The sequence below is a fragment of the Guyparkeria halophila genome (assembly GCF_034479635.1).
Taxonomy (GTDB): Bacteria; Pseudomonadota; Gammaproteobacteria; order Halothiobacillales; family Halothiobacillaceae; genus Guyparkeria; species Guyparkeria halophila.
In genome coordinates this window covers 2262820-2279284 of record NZ_CP140153.1, presented here as the reverse complement: position 1 = coordinate 2279284, position 16465 = coordinate 2262820, and the positions used below count along the sequence as shown (strand labels likewise).

Below are 16465 nucleotides of genomic sequence, written 5' to 3'. Positions count from 1 at the left end.
CGCCCAAGCCATCGTTGAAGCAGGCGACGCTATCGCGTTTGCGATCGTCATTGCAGCCTTCATTCGAGGCTTCCTGAATGACTGACTGCCCGTACAGCTACGACCCAGACGAGCTGCTCCTGCCGTACCAGCGCTGCTGGATGGAGGACAAGTCCCAGCTCAAGATCGCGGAGAAGTCGCGCCGCACGGGCCTGACCTGGGCGGAGGCGGCCGACGCGGTACTGACCGCCTCGGCCCAGCGCGCCGCCGGCGGGACGAACCACTACTACGTCGGCTCCAGCAAGGAGATGGCCATCGAGTTCATCGAGGCGGCCGCCATGTGGGCGCGCGCCTTCGACCGGGCAGCCAGCGCCATCGAGGAGGAAGTCCTCAAGGACGACGACAAGGACATCCTCACCTTCAACATCCGCTTCGCCTCGGGCTTCAAGATCCAGGCGCTGTCGTCGCGCCCGTCCAACCTGCGTGGTCGCCAGGGCAACGTGACCATCGACGAGGCCGGCCACCACGACAGGCTCGCCGAGGTACTCAAGGCCGCGATGGCACTGACCATGTGGGGCGCACGTGTCCGCCTGATCAGCACGCACAACGGCGTCGACAACCTGTTCAACGAGCTGATCAAGGATTCCCGCGCCGGCAAGAAGCGTTACAGCGTGCACCGCGTCACGCTGGATGATGCCTGCGAGATGGGCCTTTACCGGCGCATCTGCCAGATCCAGGGCAAGGAGTGGACTCAGGCCGACGAGGAGCGGTGGAAGGAGGATCTCCTTTCCGACACCGCCACCCGCGAGGACGCGCTGGAGGAGTATTACTGCGTGCCCAAGCAAGGCGGCGGCGCCTACCTGTCCCGCGCGCTGATCGAGGCGAGCATGCGTGATGCGCCGGTGATCCGCTTCGAGGGCAGCGAGGACTTCAACGGCTGGCCGGACCACCTCCGTGAGGCCGAGATCCGCGACTGGTGCGACGAGAACCTGAAACCGCTGCTCGCCGAGCTGAACCCCGACCTGCCGCACGCCTTCGGCGAGGACTTCGGCCGCTCCGGGGATCTCACCATCATCGCGCCACTCGAGGTCGGGCAGGATCTGTTCCGGCGCACGCCGTTCCTGGTCGAGTTGCGCAACGTCCCGTTCCGCCAGCAAGAGCAGGTGCTCAACTACATCGTCGACCGGCTGCCGCGAATGCTGGGCGGCGCGCTCGACGCTCGCGGCAACGGCCAGTACCTGGCCGAGCAGGCGACCTACCGATATGGCGCCTCGCGCGTCGAGGCGGTGATGCTCTCGCAGGGCTGGTACCTGGAGAACATGCCGCCTTTCAAGGCGGCCTTCGAGGACGGCGAGATCGAGATCCCGCGCGACCTCGACGTGCTTGACGACCTGCGCGCCCTCCAGGTGATCCGCGGCGTGCCCAAGCTGCCGGACATCAAGACCGGCGACAAGCGCAACCGACACGGCGACGCGGCGATCGCGCTGGCGCTCGCCTTTTATGCCAGCCGCAAGGACGGCATCGAGATCGCGCCCTTCGAGCCGGCCCCGCGCCGCGCGGACCTGCCGACCTCCGGGGGGTTGTGGTGATGCGGTGGCGTCAACGCGTGATCTGGTGGCTACTGCGACTGGCCTGTCGCTTGGATCCCGACAGCCACTTCGTGCAAGTCCACATGTCGCCGAATCTGCGGACAACGGCTGGCCCTGTCTTCGTCTCAAGAGAAGACCAGGAGGCCGCGTTAGAGCAGGCACTGGTGCAGTACGTCCGCATGCGCCGCGAGCTGGTCATCGCCAACCACGCCGAGACCGCGCTGGCCCGACACCACCCCGAACTGTTCGAGGAAAATACCCATGGCGAATTCGATTCTCGGTCCTGACGGTGCCCCCATCTCGCCGCGCAAACTGGCGCGCGAACCACAGACCGCGCGCATGGCCAGCCTGCACCGCGAGCTGGCGGACCACCCCACGCGCGGCCTGACCCCGGCGAAGCTCGCCCGTCTGTACGAGGATGCCGAGGGCGGCGATCTCACCGCCCAGGCGCGTCTCGCCGAGGACATGCAGGAGAAGGACGCCCACCTGCTCGCCGAGATGAGCAAGCGCCAGTTGGCCACCCTCACGGTCGACTGGGGACTGCGCGCGCCCCGGGGTGCCAGCGCGGCCGACCAGAAAGCGACCGAGGAACTGGAGGCCATGCTCCGCGAGGAGATGGACATCGACCAACTGATCCTCGATCTGGCCGGCGCCATCCTGCCGGGCTATGCCGGCATCGAGCTGGAATGGGAGCAGTCCGAAGGCCAGTGGCGTGCCGAGCCGCACGCCCGGCCGGCCGACTGGTTCATGGTCACCCCAGAGGATCGGGACACCCTGCGCCTGCGGACCACCGCCGCCGGTGGCGAGGCATTGCGCCCATGGGGCTGGATCGTCCACCACCACCCGGCCAAGTCCGGGTACCTGACGCGTGCCGGGCTGGTGCGCGTGCTCGGCTGGCCGTTCCTGTTCCGGGCCTTGAGCACCCGCGACTTCGCCGAGTTCCTGGAAATCTACGGCCTGCCACTGCGCGTCGGCCGGTATCCCCGTGGGGCTACCGACGACGAGAAGTCCACCCTGATGCAGGCGGTGGTCAGCATCGGCCACAACGCCGCCGGCATCCTGCCGCAGGGCATGGAAATCGAGTTTCAGGAAGCCGCCCGTGGTGCCGCCGATCCGTTCCTCGCCATGGTCCGCTGGGCCGAGCAGTCGATCAGCAAGGCGATCCTGGGCGGCACGCTCACCAGCCAGGTGGACGGCAAGGGCAGCTATGCCGCGGCCCAGACCCACGACGAGGTACGCAGCGACATCATGCGCGCCGACCTGCGCCTGATCGCCCGCACGCTCACCCGTGACCTGGTCACCCCGCTGGCGCGCCTGAATACCGGGCTCAAGGCGGTGCCGCAGTTCTACTTCGACGTGGCCGACAACGAAGACATGGGCGCGCTCTCCCAGAGCCTGTCGAAGCTGGTCGACGCCGGCGTGCGGATCCCGCAGTCGTGGGTCCACGACAAGCTGCGGATCCCGGCGCCAGCGGACGACGAGCCGATCCTCGAGCGGCCGGGCAGCCTGCCGGCGGCCGCCATGCGCGCGACGCATGGGCAGGGGTGCAGCTGTGACGGATGCCGGGGCGAGCGCCGCGCCGCGCTGGCAGCCCAGCCGGAAGCGGCCGATTTGCAGGACGAGATCGCCGAGGTCGACCAGCCCGGCCAGCACGACCAGGCGCAACAGATCATCCGCCCCATGGTCGACGCCCTCGACGAGGGCCTGACCCCCGAGGAGATCATCGCCCGACTCGCGGACCAGTACCCGGACACCGACCCGTCCGACCTGACCGAGGCGCTCGCCCGTGCCATGTTCGCCGCCGAACTGGCCGGCCGCCTCGAGGCGCAACAGGAGGCCGAGCGGGATGCCTGAATCGCCACGCATCGGCAATGCCATCGGTCTGCCGCCGGCAGACGCCATCCGCTACTTCGAAGCCAAGGGCCTCAAGCTGACCGGCGACTGGCGCGAGCTGTGGCAGGCGCAGCACGCCCGCGCCTTCACGGTTGCGCGGCTGGCCAAGATCGACGTGCTGAAGGACATTCACGGTGGCCTTACAGATGCGTTGAAAGAGGGGAAAACCGAGCGGGATTTTATCCGCGAGCTCACCCCCACGCTCCAGCGCAAGGGCTGGTGGGGCCAGGCGATCGACAAGGAGACCGGCGAGGTGCTCGAGGCATACGACGCCACCGGCCGGCCGGTCCAGTGGGGCAGTCCGTGGCGCCTCAAGCTGATCTACCGGCAGAACCTCCAGACCGCCTACATGGCCGGGCGCTATCGCCACCAGCAAGAGATGGCCGCCAGCGGGGCCCGGCCTTACTGGCAGTACCTTGCCGTGCGCGACTCACGCACCCGTCCATCGCATGCCGGCCTGCACGGGCGCGTCTACCGCGCCGACGACCCCGTCTGGTCCTCGATCTATCCGCCCAACGGCTGGAACTGCCGCTGCCGGGTGCGGGCACTCTCCGACCGCCGCCTTCAAGCCGAGGGCCTGACCCCGGAGACCGGGCGCACCGAGACCGTCGAGGTGCCCGCCGGCAAGCTGCCGGACGGCAGCCCCGACCTGCGCCCGGTCACGGCCGTGCGCTACACCGACCGGACCACCGGTCGCGACATGCTGATGAAGCCCGATGCCGGCTGGAGCTACAACCCCGGCCAGGCGGGGCTGTCCCACCTGGGCGAACTGCACCTCGCCGGCAGCGCCCAGGCGCCGGCCATGCTCGGGTCGCTGGCTGCCAGGGAAGCACTGGCCGATGACCGTGTCCGGCGCGGGGTCGAGGATGGCTATCAGGAGATGGCACGGGAGGTGTTCGCCGGGCTCGATGCCGACCAGCCGCGCCCGCACGGCCGGGTTCGTCACATCGGCGCGCTGTCGACCGACGTCATCGCCTCGCTGGAGCGTCGGGGCATGGGGCCGGAATCCGGCGTGGTGTCCGTGCGAGAGAACGATCTGATCCACATGGCGCGCGACAAGAAAGCCGGCGGGGTGGATCGCGACTGGCTGCTGGATCTGCCCGCGCACCTTACAAATCCGCGGGCCGCTCTGCTGGACACCACCCACGACCAACCCGCCGTGCTGCTGGTCCATGACCATGGCAGCGACGACCGAAAGAAGCTGGTGGTGCAACTCGACTACCGTGTGCGGCAGCGCAAGCCCGGAGGCGGGAAGGAAACGGTGCGGGCCAACGTGGTGAACACGGCCCGCGTGGTGCCCGTTATCAATCTACGGGAACACCAGGTGTTGGATGGGGCGCTCTGAGCGGGGGTGGGACTTGAACCCACATCCGCATGCCCCAAACCCGCGGCCGATGGCCCCTGGATCATCGGCGTTGGGCTTGCCGGGACATACCCCCTTGCCCATCGGGGTACACCCGCCCAGAGCTTGATTAAAGGATAGCCCATGATCGAGATCGACTACAAAGACCGCAGCGTACTCAACGCCCTACAGCGCCTCGACGATCGCCTGACCAACCTGACGCCCGCGATGCGCGACATCGCCGGCGTGCTGACCGACGCCACCGAACGCGCCTTCCAGGACGAGGCCGACCCCGCCACCGGCACGCCCTGGGCCCCGCTGACCGAGGCCACCGTCGGCATGCGCGGCGGCGATGCCCACCCCATCCTCCAGCGCTCCGGCCAGCTGGCTGCCAGCGTGACCGGCGACTGGGGACCGGACCACGCCGTCGCCGGCACAAACAAGGTGTACGCCGCCATGCAGCAGTTTGGCGGCATCACCAAGGCGAACAGCATGATCCCCTACAAGGAGATCCCGGCCCGACCGTTCCTCGGCATCGGCGACGAGGACAAGAACGAGATCCTCGATATCGTCCGCAGCTATCTAGACCCGACCGCCTGAGAGGCCGTGTAAGCGTTTCAGGTGCCGTCGGCGGGCGTGGGCATGGGGTGCCAGTTGATAGCGCCGCGTGGCAAGATTTAAAGGGGTTTTAAACACTAGCCCAATGTGCTTCTATTCGGCATCGCGTTGATTGACAGAGAAAATAGGACAGATGGATGCCTGAATATAAGAGAAAGACCCTCCAATACCGCTGCGTGGAAGGTCTACACGACGGAAGGACCCTACAGAATCTCCTGACACCGGTAATCAGCGGTAGCCATGCCTATGTGGATCAGCGGTCTCAGGCGGTAGAGGGGGCTCATCCTGACGATGAGCTCAACCGTTGCCTGAATCGATGGGTCCATGAAGACAACATGTTGTTTGGGGAGTTCATTCTCTACGTTCCTGGCACCAACAAGCAGGTTGTAACCGTTCAACAGCGCCAACGCGAACTGTCGGTCGACCAGATTCAACCACCGCAAGATCCGGATGGCCACCCGCGAGAGTTCATTGACTCGGTGCTCTATTTCGGAGTCAAAGACAATCACTTGGCGATCATGCAGTCTCAGTCCCTTAGTGACCGAGACTTAGAGCGCTACCTTTCTTGGCTCCTTGGTTCCGAGGGTGGAAATGTCTTGCTTGACGGCGAACAGATTGCCTTACGGAAAGAGCTGGATATTGCGAGTCGGAACATCTTCAATGATGTGCGCGAGGTTACTGTTGGAGCGCCGTTGTTCGATCCAACAGAGACCCAAGGGACGGTGGATCCGGAAACCAAACAGGTCAATGTCAATCTAACCGGACGAGGGCTGGATTGGTTGCGGCATGCACTAGGACGCGACTGGGTCGACCAGCTTGACCAGGCGGACCTCGCTGGTGCTCACAATGTGGAAGTACATCTCAGTATTGTTCGCAAAGGTGGCAAGAGGACCCCTGGCCCAGACAACGCGCCGCAGCAGACGATGTCAGCGATCACCACGACTTTGCGCCACCTACATGAGGAAGACGTGACCGTACACACCCGGACCTACGGCACTGTTAAAGGGGACAAACTATTCTTGAAAACAAACAAGAGTATTAAGTGCCAGTACGGTGTCCCGACGGTTGATCACGTGTTCGAGGAAATGGGGGCATGGCTTTTAGAGTGCATAGAACAAGATCTCGTCCAATAGCTAACTGGTGGTTCTTCGCCGTGTTCTTTGCGGTTGTGGGGTTCTGGTTTGCGTGGACATTTGTGCCCGACGCTTTGCTCCTAGAGTTTGCCGGCGTGGCGATGTTTGGCGGCCCCGCTATGTTCGCTGGGTCTCTGGCGATGTTCGGGGCGCTCGCATTTCGTGCCAAGGCTGTCTCAGATGCCAGTGACCAAGCCGACTATCAGATAATGTCGCGCCGTCACATGGCCCTAGACAAGATGCGAGGAAGGGCCTCAATCCTTGTTCGGCTGTCTGCGGCAATCGGTTTTTGGTGCTTGATTCTACCGAGCATCATCGGCTTCATTGAGAACCCGTTTGCCGAGAAAATGTTGGCGGCATCGCTTGGTGGCGCGGCTGCCCTTTTTCTTCACTTCGTGTTTTCTGCGTCCTACTGGCTACAGGCTCTGGGTGAGCGTGAACATCGCCTGATGGAACAGAAAAGAAGGAAAGAGCAGCGCCTCCAGACTATCAAGGAGCTGGAGCCTTTCCGTAAAAATCAGCGGTCAGGCCCAGCTCAACATGAGGAGGTGTTGGAAGGGCATGTTGTTCCCAATGGCAACCACCATCGACCCCATCCCTCCTGACGCTATTTGCGACAACCCACTGAACCCCCTCCCCACGACCTAACTCCCCCGCGGCCCGATCATGGGCCGCATGAAGCGAAAGCACCAACGAATCGCAGCCCTCGCGGCCCTGATCCCGGACGGCACGTCCGGGGCTCCGGGCGAGGTGCAGCTGCTGCCTGCCGGCGAGTTCCGCTCCGGTGACGTCCGCCCCAAGGACGTGCCCGCCTGGATCGTCGACCGCCAGGTCGCCGACAACCTGATCGCCGCCGCTGCCCAGCGGACCAACCCCTACGTCATCGACTTCGAGCACCAGACGCTCTACGTGGAGCTGAACGGCCAACCTGCGCCCGCCGCCGGCTGGTTCCGCGATCTCGAATGGCGCGAGGGCGTTGGCCTGTTCGCCGTCAACGTCGAATGGACCGACCGCGCTCGGCAGATGATCGCCGCCGGCGAGTACCGCTTTATCTCCCCCGTTTTCTCCTATGGCCCGGACGGCCGAGTCCGGCGCCTGTATCACGCCGCCCTGACCAACGACGCCGGCATCGACGGCATGGCCGCCGTGGCCGCCCGCGCCGAGCACTTTCACGCCGACCACCACAACCAACCGGAGGAATCCGCCGTGGATGAAGAAACCCTTGCCGCGCTGGGCCTGAAGAAGGATGCCAGCGCCGAAGAGATCAAGACCGCCGTCGCCGCCATGAAGGCGCAGCAGGGCCACGTGCTCGCCGCGCTGGGCCTCAAGGAAGACGCCGGCGAGGAAGAGGTCAAGACCACCGTCGCCGCCCTGACCACGAAGGCCGGCGAAGTCGACGAGACCAAGGAGCAGCTGGCCGCGCTGAAGTCCAGCCACCAGCCGAACGAAGTCGTCACCGCCCTGCGTGGCCAGGTCGCGGATCTGACCAAGCGCGTCAACGAGCGCGATGTCGACGACATGGTCAAGCCGGCCCTCGAGGACGGCCGCTTGCTCAAGGAACAGGAGACCTGGGCGCGCGAGCTGGGCGAGTCCAACCCGGCCGCCCTCAAGAAGTACCTCGACACCGCCCAGCCGATCGCCGCGCTCCGCGGCATGCAGTCGGGCGGCAGTACCCCGCCAGAGTCCGGCGAGCCGCTCACCGATGAGCAGCGTTCGGTCGCCGGCATGTTCGGCAACACCGCCGAAGACCTCGCGAAGTACAGCTAAGCCGGCGCCGCCGGGCCAGCCGCACCGACACCGAAATCAGTAACCCGTCACAGGAGCAACGAGATGCCTCTTACCAAAGACCGCAATACCCCGATGAAGGATGGCGAGCTGGTCAGCGTGCCGGTCGCCGCCTCGTCGGAGATTTTCGCCGGCAGCCTGGTGGTGGCCAACGCCTCCGGCTACGCCGCCCCCGGCTCGACGGCCACCGGCCTGACCTACCTGGGCCGTGCCGACGAGTACGTCAACAACGCCGCGGGTGCCGCCGGCGACGCGGCCGTCCTGGTTCGTCGTGGCAAGGCCTTCAAGTGGACCAACTCCGGCACGGACCCGGTCACCCAGGCCGAGCTGGGCAAGACCTGTTACGTGGTCGACGACGAGACCGTCGCCGCCAGTGACGGGACCGGCACTCGATCGGCCGCGGGCACCGTGGTCGGCGTGGATTCCGACGGCATCTGGGTCGAGTGACCCGGGGCCACTAACAAGCGCCGCTAACAGTCGCGAAAGGAGCGAACGATGATCATCAACCGGGCCAATCTCACCGAGATTTTCAAGAACCTGAAAACGGCTTTCGCCAAGCAGTTCGAGGCCGCACCCAGCAACTGGGAAAAGGTCGCCATGCTGGTGCCGTCCACCGGCAGCCAGAACGACTACAAGTGGCTGGCCAACTTCCCGCGCATGCGCAAGTGGATCGGCGACAAGAACGTCAAGGCGCTGGAGGGCTTCGGCTACACCATCGTCAACGACGACTGGGAAGCCACCGTCGAAGTCGACCGCAACGACATCGAGGACGACAACCTGGGCGTCTACGCCCCGCAGGCGCAGATGGCCGGCCACTCGGCCAAGCAGCTGCCCGACGAAATCGTCTTCGAGCTGGTCAGTGAGGGATTCACCAACAAGTGCTTCGACGGCCAGCCGTTCTTCGACACCGACCACGAGGTCGACGGCCAGTCGGTCAGCAACAAGGGCAGCGCCGTCCTGTCGATCGCCACCCTGGCACAGGCGCAGGCTTCGTTTGGTGCTGCCCGCACCGCGATGCGCAAGTTCAAGGACGACGAGGGGCGCCCGCTCAACATCACGCCCAACGTGCTCCTGGTGCCGCCGGCACTCGAAGACACGGCCAATGCGCTGATGACGGTCGACCGCCTCGAGGACGGCAAGCCGAACCCGTACAAGAACACCGCCGAGGTGGTGGTCGACGCCCGGCTGACCTCCGACACCGCGTGGTTCCTCCTGGACACCACCAAGCCGGTCAAGCCGATCGTCTACCAGGAGCGAAAGAAGCCCAACTTCGTCGAGCAGACGGACACCAGCTCCGACAACGTCTTCATGCGCAAGAAGTTCAAGTTCGGCGCCGAGGCCCGCGCGGCCGGCGGTTACGGCTTCTGGCAGCTGGCGTACGGCTCCACCGGCCAGTAACCCACCCGTAAACGGCCATGACGGTGGCTTCACGGCCACCGTCAACGCCTGAGAAGGAGACACCGATGAACGAAGACAAGCACCAGAAGCTGCTCGGCGCGATGTCGCAGTTCGAGGAGAAGCCCAAGGTGGACGAAGCCGCCCAGGCCGCAGGCCTCGACAAGGTCAGCGCCGCCGAGCGCGACGCCGCCTGGGATGCTCACCAGCAACAGGCTGACCAGGGCGACCAGCCGGAACAGGACGGCGCGACGGCGACCGAGGATCCCGGTGCCTCGCCAACCGACCAGGGCGAGGACGTCGAGGCCATCTGGGTTCGCACCGTTCCCGGCGTGCGCCGCTTCCGCCGCGCCGGGATGGCCTTCAACGAGGCCGGCACCGGGGTCGCGCTGGAAGCGCTCACCGACGAGCAGCTGGCTGCCCTCGAGGCCGAGCCCAACCTGATCGTCGAGCGCAACACCTTCACTGACAACGCGGACTCGCAGGGCTAACCGATGGCCTACATCGCCCTGGCCGACCTGACCGAGCGCTATGGCGACGAGATCGTCCAGTGGGCCGACCGTGACAACGACGGCCAGCCCGACCCGGACTTCATCGCCGCCGTGCTGGCCGACGTGGACGCCGAGATCGATGCCCACCTGGCGGGCCGCTACAAGCTGCCGCTGACGAACATCCCTCGCATCCTCGTCCGCCTGGCCACCGCGCTCACCCGCGAACGCCTGGCCACCGCCAACGGCGCCCGCCTGGACGAGGAAGACCCCGTCCGCCGCGAGGCAGACGGCGCCCGCCAGACCCTGCGGGAGATCGCAGCGGGCCGGGCCCACATCGGCACGCCGCAGCCCGACTCGACTATCGGCCGGGTCCAGATGAAATCCGGCGGCCGCCACTGGGGCCGCAATGAGTCGACGGGGTACCTGTGATGGATTTCCTCGAATTGGAAGCACCCATCAAGGCCCGACTGGAAGCGGGCGTTGGCGAGTCGGTCAAGGTGTTCACCGCCCCGGATCTGGACGGTGTCGCTGCCGGCAATCGGCCAGCTCCAGCCGTGGACCTGCTGTATCGCGGCTACCGCCCGAAGGACGGCAACGCGGCCGGTGGTTTCGCCGTGATCGAGCAGACCTGGTGGACGGTGATCGCGGTGCGCAACCGTCGGCATGTCGCCAGCGGCAATGCCGCCCGAGCGGAAGCCGGACCGATCGCTGGAGCCGTCATCAAGAGCCTGCTCGGCTGGGCGCCCACGGGCGCCAAGGCCATGGCCATCGCACCCGCACCCCAAGCCGGCTATGACGCGGGCTACTTCTACCTGCCAATCGCCTGGACCACCCAACTGAACGTGAGGACTGACGCATGCGCATCAAGCTGACCAAACCCCACCGCCACGCCGGCCGCGACTATCCCGCCGGCGCGGAGATCGACCTGCCCGAACGCAAGGCCAATTGGCTGATCGGCCTCAAGCGTGCCGAAGCCATGGGCAAGGCCAAGCCGACCACCACTGAGGAGACCAAGCGATGAAACGCATGATCTGGGATGGCCAGGGCCCCGTGTTCCTGGGCAAGTACGACCCCGACAACGGCACGCCGGAGATGGGCTTCCTCACCGGCCTGTACCAGGTGGGCTGTGGCACCCGCACGCTCACCACCACGCCGAGCATTGAGCGCAACACCATCAACGAATCGTGCACCGGCAAGCGGTTGCCGTTGGCGCAGCTGACCAGCGCGCGCTCGTTGTCGGTCAGCCTCGCCATGCAGCAGTTCGACGGCCGCACGCTGGCCAAGGGGCTGGCGGGCGAGCATGTCGAGAAGGAAGCCGGCACGGTCACCGACGAGGTTTTGCCGACGCTCAACCCGGGCGACTACTTCTTCCTCAAGCACCCGAAGGTCAGTTCGGTGGTGATCGAGGACTCAGCCACCACGCCGACCGAGTACGTCGCTGGCACGCACTACGTCGTCGAGGACGCGGACCATGGCCGCTGCAAGCTGATCGAGCACCCGGCCGGCCAGGAAGGCCCGCTCAAGGTCGATTACGAGTACGGCGCCTACGGCAACATCGCCGCGTTCTCCGCCGAGGACGTGCAGACCGGGATCATCTTCAACGGCACCAACCAGGAGGGCTACAAGGGCCGCGTGATCATCCCGCGCCTGAACCTGGCCATGGGCGGCGACTTCGGCTGGATCTCCGACGAAGCCGCATCCCTGGAGCTGTCCGGCCAGGCGCTTTTCGTGCCCGAGCTGGAGAACGATGCGGACTTCGGCCCGTTCATGCGCGTCGACGCGCTGCCGGTGTAAGCCATGAGCCTGATCAGAACGCGATGTGAAGAGCTGCAGGACGGGCGCCGGGTCGAGGTCAAGGAGCTGACCATTGCCGAGATCCGGTCGTGGCTTGCCGAACTCACCGAGCGGCTCGAGCGCAGCTTCGATGAGGAGGCAGCCAGCGAGCCGGTCGACCTGGTCGACGAGCACCTGCTCGAGGACATGACCCTCGACGACCTGGTGCGCATGACCAGCCTCGACCACGACGGCATCAATGAACTGTCCCAGTCGGCAATCGACCAGATCGCCGCCACGGCGCGGGAGCTCAACCCGCATTTTTTCGGGATGCGCCGGCGGCTGCTGGCTCGGTCCGGGGAAGTTCGTTCCGCGAGCGTCGCGACGAACTGATCCGCAATGCCTGCATCCTGGCCCGCGCGGGCCATGGCGCCGGCGTCTGGGATTACCCATGGCCCATCTACCTGGCCGCCGTTCAGGAACTGTCCGACGACCAACCGACCTGACCCGTCCCCAACGGTACCTCGATGAACAGTGATCTCGACCTGGCAATCCGGCTGAATCTCGACGCCTCGCGGGGTAAAACCAACCTCGCGGCATTCGAGAATGCCTTCCGTCGTGCCCTGCGAGGCATGGGCCGGAGCAGTGCAAAGGTCGATGCGATCGAGAAGCTGGCCAAGGATGCCCGCGAGGGCAAGGTGGCCATCAACGCGCTGGACAAGGAGACCGCCGGCCTCCTGAAGACCCTGCGCCAGGGTCAGCGTGCCGCCAACGCCCGCGACATTCTCGGCCTGCGCGACCCGGCCACCATCCGGCGAGAGATCCGATCGGTTCGCCAGGCCTACGAGGATCTGCGCAAGAGCGGCACAGCCTCGGCCCGCGAGCTGGCCAACGCCAACCGGCGCATGAATGATCAGATCCGCGACCTGCGCCGCGAAACCAACGGCTGGACCGACTCGATCGGCCGCATGCGTGGTGAGCTCGCCGGTGCCATCGTCACCCTGGGGGGGCTCGGGTACGGGATCAACGCCCTGTACGACAAGTCCGCAAAGTTCAGCGAGTCGATGGGCGAGGTCTCCACCCTGCTCGACGATACCAGCGGCATGCCGGCGCTCACCCGTGAGGTGCGGGCACTCACCCGCGAGTACGGCGGCGACGTCAACAAGAACGCCAAGGCGCTGTACGACATCATCTCCGCAGGTGCCGAGGGTTCCGCCGAGGCCATGGGCACGCTCGATACCGCCAACCGCTTGGCGATTGGCGGCGTCACCGACGTGTCGATCGCCGCGGACGGCCTTACTTCCGTGCTCAACGCCTACAACATTAAGGCATCCCGAGCCGGGGAAGTGTCGGACAAGTTCTTTACCGCCGTTCGCCAGGGCAAGACGACCGTGCCGGAGCTGGCACAGTCCATCGGTCAGGTGGCACCACTGGCATCGACTGCCGAGGTGGGGCTCAGCGAGTTGCTCTCCGCGATCGCCGCCCTGACGGCTGCTGGCGTGAAGACACCGCAGGCCATCACCGGCATCCGCAGCGCGATCAGCAACATCCTCAAGCCGAGCAAGCAGGCCACCGACCTGGCTGCCGAGCTTGGCATCCAGTTCGACGCGCAAGCCCTCAAGGCCCGCGGCCTTTCCGGCTTCCTAGAGGACGTGGCGCAGGCCACCCAGGGCAACACAGAGCAGATGAGCCTCCTGTTCGGTGACGTCGAGGGACTCAATGCCGCCCTGGCGCTGACTGGCAATGCCGCCGATTCGTTCTCGGAGTCCATGGGCGCCATGGAGGATTCCGCCGGCGCCACCGATGACGCGGTGGCCAAGATGATGGACACGCCGGCCCGGAAGAAAGCCCGTTTTAAGGCGGCCGTAAACGACGTTCTGTTGTCCCTTGGCGATGCGGCAACCTCCCTGACCCCGCTGCTCGACGGGCTGACGGAGCTGATCGGCCGATTCAACGAGTTGCCCGAGCCGGTGCGTGCGTCAGCGGCCACGGTTGCCCTGTTGCTGGGTGCTGCCGTCCCGGCGGCGATCGCCATCCGATCGATTGCCATCGCCGCCGGGCTGGCAACGGCCGGGATGCGCAGTCTGATCTCGCCAATAGGCGTCTGGAGAACGAGCGCGACGGTGGCTGCAGGAGCCACGGCCACCTACAACGCACGGCTCACGACCCTCGGGGCGACAGCCGGTCGCACCGGTAAAGCGCTTCGTTCGATTGCGTTAAGCAAGGCTGGTGTCGCGGGTGTATTCGGCTTCACCGCCATCGAGGTGCTGCGCCTGGCCGATGCCATGAAGGAAGCGGCCGAGGTGGAGGAAGAGTTGGCCCGTGCCCGCGAGCGTCGCCAATCCGAACGCCAGACCACCATGGACATCAACGCCGGGTCTGCCGACGTGGAGCGCAAGAGCCGCGAGCAGCTGGAGGCCATGACGGCGTTCGAGCGCGACGTCTACCAGCGCCGCCTGCAGGAGGCCCGGGATTACTGGGCGGCCCGCCGCGACCTGATTGCCGAATCCGGCGCAAAGGCCTACCAGATGCTGGCCGACATGAAGGGCCGCGCGCCCACCGACGAAGAGCTTGAGTCGGCGACAGGTGAAGAGTGGACAGGGGGTATTCTTGACTCGGGGCTCGCCGCCGCCCGCCGCGCCCGCGAATACGCCGAGGCCAATCGCGAGCTCGCGGATCTCGATGCAGACCGCGAGGACGCCCTGCGGGACCACCGCGACCGGGTAGCGCAGGTGCGCACCGAGATCCGCGACGATCTGAAGACCAAGCTCGATGCCGAGATCAAGGCCTATGAGGACGCCAACAAGCGCGTCCGCGAGCTACAGAACGAGCGCGAGGGCATCGAGGGCGGGTTCGCCGACACGCGCCGGGCCCTGGACAACTTCGGCGTCGACCCGGGCGAGCCCGAACAGCGGGATCTCGTCGACCTTGATCGCAATGCCCGGACTTCATTGCAAGAAGGCGATTACGACGCCGCCAAGCAACAGGCCGAGCAGGCCCGGCAGCTGATCGACCAGCTGGCCCGTTCCGGCGAGGGCGATCTGCGTCAGCTGCGCACCTATCTCGCCAGCGTGGAGAAGACCGCGCTGGAGGCGCAGGCCGGAGAAGAGAAGAAGGCTCAGGCCGACGTGGACAAGGCCATCGAGAAGGTCCAGGGCGTGAAAGAGGATCTCGCCTGGCTCGAGCAGATAAGCATCGGCTTCGACACGGAGGGGGCGACGCAGTCGGCCGACCAGCTGCGTACCGCATTGCAGAAGCGCTTGCAGGACAACCCGCTGGTCATCCCCGTGACCACCAGCGACCTTAGTGGCAACGGCGAGAAGCCGCCCGGCTATGCCACCGGCGGCGAGCTGCGCGGACCGGGCACGACCACCTCGGACTCCTTCCTGATCCGCGCCTCGGATCGCGAATACATGATCCGGGCGGCCGCTGCCAAGCGCCTGGGCAAACCGCTGCTCGACTACCTCAACCGCCACGGCCAGCTCCCGCGCGGCTTCGCCACGGGCGGGATGATCACCCGGCTCTCGATGCCCACCGCACGCCTGCCGTCTCCGACGTCGGCCGCAGGAGGCGACACGCTCTATCTCTCGCTGCCCGGCGGCCAGCAGGTCGGCCCGGTGACCGCGCAACCGGACGTCACCCGTGACCTCAAGCGCGCGTCCGCCATGTTCGGAGGGGCCCGCCGATGACCGGTTACTGGAAAGACCCGAGCACCCTGACCGCCACCAGCGGCACCGTCTGGCTCGACCCGCTGACGATCAACGGCGTGGCGCTGGGCGACACCGAGCAACTTGACCCCCAGGTGAGCGTCTCGCCCCTGGGCGGGGCGACCACCCACCGGCTGTCCGACGGCAGCGCCGCCCGGCAGACCGTCTGGCGCAAGCGCCGGGTGCGGATCAGTGGCACCGGCTGGAAGCCGCCGAGCCTGTCGGCCGTCGACTGGTCCGGCCCGGTCACCATCGCCGGGCAGAACCTGGCAGAACCCGTCACCGGTTTCTCCGACGGCCCCGAGGAATCGTTCGATCAACAGCGCGCCGAATGGCGCTGGACCCTGACCCTGGAGGAATCATGACCCAGCGATTCATCAACAACTGGAGCGGCAAGCGGCTGGCTGCCCCGCTGGCCGCCGGCGGGGCCACGGCCACCGTCCCGGCGGCCGATGCCGCGCAGATCGCTGCGGCCCTTAACGGCCCGGCCGACTGGGTGCTCCTGACACTGGACGACGGGCAAGGCGGCGTGGAGATCGTGCGGGTGGCGGCGGCCGACGGTTCGACCGGCGAACTCGGATTAATCAAACGCGGGGACGAGGGCACCACGGACACCGACTGGCCCAGCGACACGCTAATCGAGGCCCGCCTGACCGCCGCCACGCTGGCATGACTCCACCCCGACGCGATCCTGACCGACGGTACCGACGTGCTCGTCGGTTCGGACGGCCTTGTCCTGACCGAATAACCCAGAGGAGAA

The 16465-nt window shown here is 66.3% G+C and carries 19 protein-coding genes and 1 tRNA gene; 19 read left to right on the top strand and 1 reads right to left on the bottom strand.

Annotation, left to right across the window (positions count from 1 at the left end):
- The first annotated feature begins 77 nt into the window (after positions 1 to 77).
- Genes SR882_RS10350 through SR882_RS10335 form a run of 4 tightly spaced genes read left to right on the top strand, consistent with a single transcriptional unit; the run spans position 78 to position 4806 of the window.
- Positions 78 to 1568: a hypothetical protein gene (locus SR882_RS10350; protein ID WP_322521165.1), complete on the top strand. Its 1491-nt coding sequence runs from the start codon at positions 78 to 80 to the stop codon at positions 1566 to 1568.
- Positions 1568 to 1855 (top strand): hypothetical protein, encoded by a 288-nt coding sequence (locus SR882_RS10345; protein ID WP_322521164.1) that lies wholly within the window; start codon positions 1568 to 1570, stop codon positions 1853 to 1855. Before SR882_RS10350 ends, SR882_RS10345 begins: the two co-directional genes overlap by 1 nt.
- On the top strand, positions 1830 to 3422 hold the full coding sequence (locus SR882_RS10340; RefSeq protein ID WP_322521163.1) for a DUF935 domain-containing protein: 1593 nt from the start codon (positions 1830 to 1832) through the stop codon (positions 3420 to 3422). Before SR882_RS10345 ends, SR882_RS10340 begins: the two co-directional genes overlap by 26 nt.
- A complete protein-coding gene (locus tag SR882_RS10335; RefSeq protein WP_322521162.1) occupies positions 3415 to 4806 on the top strand; it encodes a phage head morphogenesis protein in 1392 nt (463 codons plus the stop codon). The genes SR882_RS10340 and SR882_RS10335 overlap by 8 nt, the downstream gene beginning before the upstream one ends.
- On the opposite strand, the gene SR882_RS10330 is transcribed toward SR882_RS10335, so the two are convergent.
- Positions 4804 to 4924 (bottom strand) — tRNA-OTHER (locus tag SR882_RS10330). The genes SR882_RS10335 and SR882_RS10330 overlap by 3 nt on opposite strands.
- 23 nt (positions 4925 to 4947) lie before the next feature.
- On the opposite strand from SR882_RS10330, the gene SR882_RS10325 reads away from it, so the two are divergent.
- The 15 genes from SR882_RS10325 (at position 4948) to SR882_RS10255 (ending at position 16378) form a co-directional block, all read left to right on the top strand.
- Entirely contained in the window at positions 4948 to 5403 is a 456-nt protein-coding gene (locus tag SR882_RS10325) for a phage virion morphogenesis protein (protein WP_322521161.1), read from the top strand.
- A 155-nt stretch (positions 5404 to 5558) separates the two neighbouring features.
- Positions 5559 to 6554, top strand: a complete 996-nt coding sequence (locus SR882_RS10320; protein WP_322521160.1) for a hypothetical protein — start codon at positions 5559 to 5561, stop codon at positions 6552 to 6554.
- Positions 6515 to 7159 carry a hypothetical protein gene (locus SR882_RS10315; protein WP_322521159.1) on the top strand — a complete coding sequence of 215 codons (645 nt, stop codon included), beginning with the start codon at positions 6515 to 6517 and terminating at the stop codon, positions 7157 to 7159. The genes SR882_RS10320 and SR882_RS10315 overlap by 40 nt, the downstream gene beginning before the upstream one ends.
- A 70-nt stretch (positions 7160 to 7229) precedes the next feature.
- On the top strand, positions 7230 to 8321 hold the full coding sequence (locus SR882_RS10310; protein ID WP_322521158.1) for a phage protease: 1092 nt from the start codon (positions 7230 to 7232) through the stop codon (positions 8319 to 8321).
- A gap of 63 nt (positions 8322 to 8384) precedes the next feature.
- Positions 8385 to 8786 carry a hypothetical protein gene (locus tag SR882_RS10305; protein ID WP_322521157.1) on the top strand — a complete coding sequence of 134 codons (402 nt, stop codon included), beginning with the start codon at positions 8385 to 8387 and terminating at the stop codon, positions 8784 to 8786.
- A 48-nt stretch (positions 8787 to 8834) separates the two neighbouring features.
- Positions 8835 to 9737, top strand: coding sequence for a Mu-like prophage major head subunit gpT family protein (locus SR882_RS10300; protein ID WP_322521156.1), 903 nt, complete (start codon positions 8835 to 8837; stop codon positions 9735 to 9737).
- 65 nt (positions 9738 to 9802) lie between these two features.
- On the top strand, positions 9803 to 10225 hold the full coding sequence (locus tag SR882_RS10295; RefSeq protein ID WP_322521155.1) for an HI1506-related protein: 423 nt from the start codon (positions 9803 to 9805) through the stop codon (positions 10223 to 10225).
- Between the two features lie 3 nt (positions 10226 to 10228).
- On the top strand, positions 10229 to 10654 hold the full coding sequence (locus SR882_RS10290) for a gp436 family protein (RefSeq protein WP_322521154.1): 426 nt from the start codon (positions 10229 to 10231) through the stop codon (positions 10652 to 10654).
- Entirely contained in the window at positions 10654 to 11097 is a 444-nt protein-coding gene (locus tag SR882_RS10285; protein ID WP_322521153.1) for a phage tail terminator protein, read from the top strand. The genes SR882_RS10290 and SR882_RS10285 overlap by 1 nt, the downstream gene beginning before the upstream one ends.
- Positions 11082 to 11246 carry a DUF7210 family protein gene (locus tag SR882_RS10280; RefSeq protein WP_322521152.1) on the top strand — a complete coding sequence of 55 codons (165 nt, stop codon included), beginning with the start codon at positions 11082 to 11084 and terminating at the stop codon, positions 11244 to 11246. The genes SR882_RS10285 and SR882_RS10280 overlap by 16 nt, the downstream gene beginning before the upstream one ends.
- On the top strand, positions 11243 to 12019 hold the full coding sequence (locus SR882_RS10275) for a phage tail tube protein (protein ID WP_322521151.1): 777 nt from the start codon (positions 11243 to 11245) through the stop codon (positions 12017 to 12019). The genes SR882_RS10280 and SR882_RS10275 overlap by 4 nt, the downstream gene beginning before the upstream one ends.
- A gap of 3 nt (positions 12020 to 12022) precedes the next feature.
- Positions 12023 to 12391 (top strand): hypothetical protein, encoded by a 369-nt coding sequence (locus SR882_RS10270; RefSeq protein ID WP_322521150.1) that lies wholly within the window; start codon positions 12023 to 12025, stop codon positions 12389 to 12391.
- A gap of 134 nt (positions 12392 to 12525) precedes the next feature.
- Entirely contained in the window at positions 12526 to 15687 is a 3162-nt protein-coding gene (locus tag SR882_RS10265; RefSeq protein ID WP_322521149.1) for a phage tail tape measure protein, read from the top strand.
- Positions 15684 to 16070: a hypothetical protein gene (locus SR882_RS10260; RefSeq protein ID WP_322521148.1), complete on the top strand. Its 387-nt coding sequence runs from the start codon at positions 15684 to 15686 to the stop codon at positions 16068 to 16070. The genes SR882_RS10265 and SR882_RS10260 overlap by 4 nt, the downstream gene beginning before the upstream one ends.
- Complete coding sequence (locus SR882_RS10255) at positions 16067 to 16378, top strand: hypothetical protein (protein WP_322521147.1); 312 nt, start codon at positions 16067 to 16069, stop codon at positions 16376 to 16378. Before SR882_RS10260 ends, SR882_RS10255 begins: the two co-directional genes overlap by 4 nt.
- Positions 16379 to 16465 lie beyond the last annotated feature (87 nt).